Raw genomic sequence first — 2000 nt, 5'->3', positions numbered from 1 at the left:
GACCTGTTTCAAACGGTTCTCGTACCAGCGAATACGTGCATGCAGTGCCATAAGATGTTCGCACATATTGTGGATTACCTCGTTCGCGATATCCGGCAGATCTAAGACCTCACCTGCCAAAATGTTCTCAGCAAAGTCGATTATGCGAGCGAGGCCTCTGGCGACATAGACACCGAACTCGGCAACCATGCCTCGCAACTCATTGATGAGCTGCGTTCTTTGGCGAACCAGCAAATCCCTTGCACGATGGAGTGATAGCAAGGATTGTTGTTCTACGGTTTTAACCGCGACAAATCGCATCGTTGGGCGCGTCACTGCCTCGCATATCGCTTCGGCGTCGATGGCATCGGATTTACCGCGTTTGACATAAGGCTTCACATAAATCGGTGGGATCAGCCTGACTTCATGGCCAAGCTCTGACAGCTCACGTCCCCAATGATGCGCGCTGCTACACGCCTCCATAACAATCAAGCAGGGTTCAAGCTTTGAGAAAAAGGACAACAGCTGCGCCCGTCTCAAATGTCGGTTGAAGGCGACCTCGTCGTCTTTAGTGATCCCGTGAACTTGGAAAACGTTCTTAGCCAGATCAAGGCCGATTGTGGTAACTTGCATTGGGTGGCTCCTCCTATAAGCAGATATGGACATCTGCAGTATGGCGCATTGCGACGCCGATTGGAGCAGGAGCCATCCACCCCATCAGCAATGAACAGCCGCATCGCAGCATTGGCTTGAGTGACCTAATGGCTGGTATGGGCCGAGAGCTACGGTCAACGCGGCTCTCGGCTACTTGGAGCTAGACCAGATGAATATACCGCGCCTTAGCGCGTGCAATCTTTTGCTCGAGCGGTGGATTGCTTGTCTGCGCCGTCTGCGCGAGGCTTTTGGCCGCATTTATCAGGAATTCTTCCAAGTCGACCGATTTAACATCTTCAATTGCTGCAGTCGAAATCAACAGTCCTAAAGCCTGTTTTTGCAGCTCATCAATTTTTTGCTCGCGTTTCACTTCGACATACTTGTCAGGAGTAAGGGTCGGGATATGGTCAAACAAGCTTTCAGAGGCGACGCGCGACACTTCTTGCCAGATGGGGTGAACAGTCCAGCGCGCGCGCTTTGCCTCCGCGTTCGGCTCGCAATAGCGAATGTCATTCAATAGCTTTTGTAGGATACGCTTCAATAGCTCGTAGAACGACGCCCATCCGTCGACATTCCAAACGTCTTTGAAATGCCTCTTGGCTATGCGCAGTTCAACACGCCAGACCCGCGCACCATCTAATTCAGAACCGACGTTTTGACGCCAAATCAATGGCCACTCGCCTTTTCGACGAATATTAGCCTCCAAAGATTTATCATAGATAATAACTTGGCGGTTCGGCATTTTGCCAACTGTAATAGACGTGATCCGATTGGACTTGGCGTTTGTCTCAATCCCTTCGATTTCTGAAATGCCTTTACGGTTGGTCTGTGAGTTTATCACAAAGTTCTCAGGTTTTGGTTCGAAGTTCGGAATGATGAAATCCACAGCGAAGTCCGCGCGAGACGGTCGATAGTCGCTGTCAGATGCTTTGATGCCCAAGGTTAGCAAAAGAGCAGCGCATTTCTGACGCAAACCTTCAAGACCACTAATCGCCAAAGCGTGGGAGGCCGCGGAGAAACGAACGCCCCAAGCGTCGTTGTTCAGCGAGTGCTTTTTAAAGAACCACGTTCCCGTGGAAGCATGAGACAAGCGGTATGCGTATCCGCCTCGCGCCCCAGTCGAGTGAATATGCAACCACTCATCACCAACCTTTAGGGCGCAAAACTCATCGTTCTCCTTTGCAAGCTCTTGTGCGGCGCTGAATTCTCCACACATTTCTTCGGTAAGACTTGCTTTGATTGCAAATTCTAATCCGTCAAAGCCATGATAGATCACTTTCATTGTATTCTCCTATTTTTGTCTTTCATCCGGGGGGTGTTACAAGGACCCCCCAAAAACCTGCGCCGCCAGCCGCGCGCTGCGCTCG

The 2000-nt window shown here is 50.9% G+C and carries 2 protein-coding genes; both read right to left on the bottom strand.

The genetic code is table 11. From position 1 onward, the window contains the following. A partial coding sequence (locus tag WBC85_RS13040; protein WP_424437896.1) for an IS110 family transposase occupies nucleotides 1-612 on the bottom strand: 612 nt, incomplete at its 3' end. Between the two features lie 181 nt (nucleotides 613-793). After that, entirely contained in the window at nucleotides 794-1915 is a 1122-nt protein-coding gene (locus WBC85_RS13035; RefSeq protein WP_424437893.1) for a hypothetical protein, read from the bottom strand. Between the last annotated feature and the right edge of the window lie 85 nt (nucleotides 1916-2000).

It is taken from the genome of Planktotalea sp. (genome assembly GCF_049680325.1).
Taxonomy (GTDB): domain Bacteria; phylum Pseudomonadota; class Alphaproteobacteria; order Rhodobacterales; family Rhodobacteraceae; genus Planktotalea.
Note: the sequence above shows the minus strand (reverse complement) of the source record. Positions and strands in the feature narration are given on the sequence as shown.

Bases quoted from the DNA above. Each gene is read 5' to 3' on its own strand.
- WBC85_RS13035 (WP_424437893.1), bottom strand. From the start codon at position 1,915: ATGAAAGTGATCTATCATGGCTTTGACGGATTAGAATTTGCAATCAAA.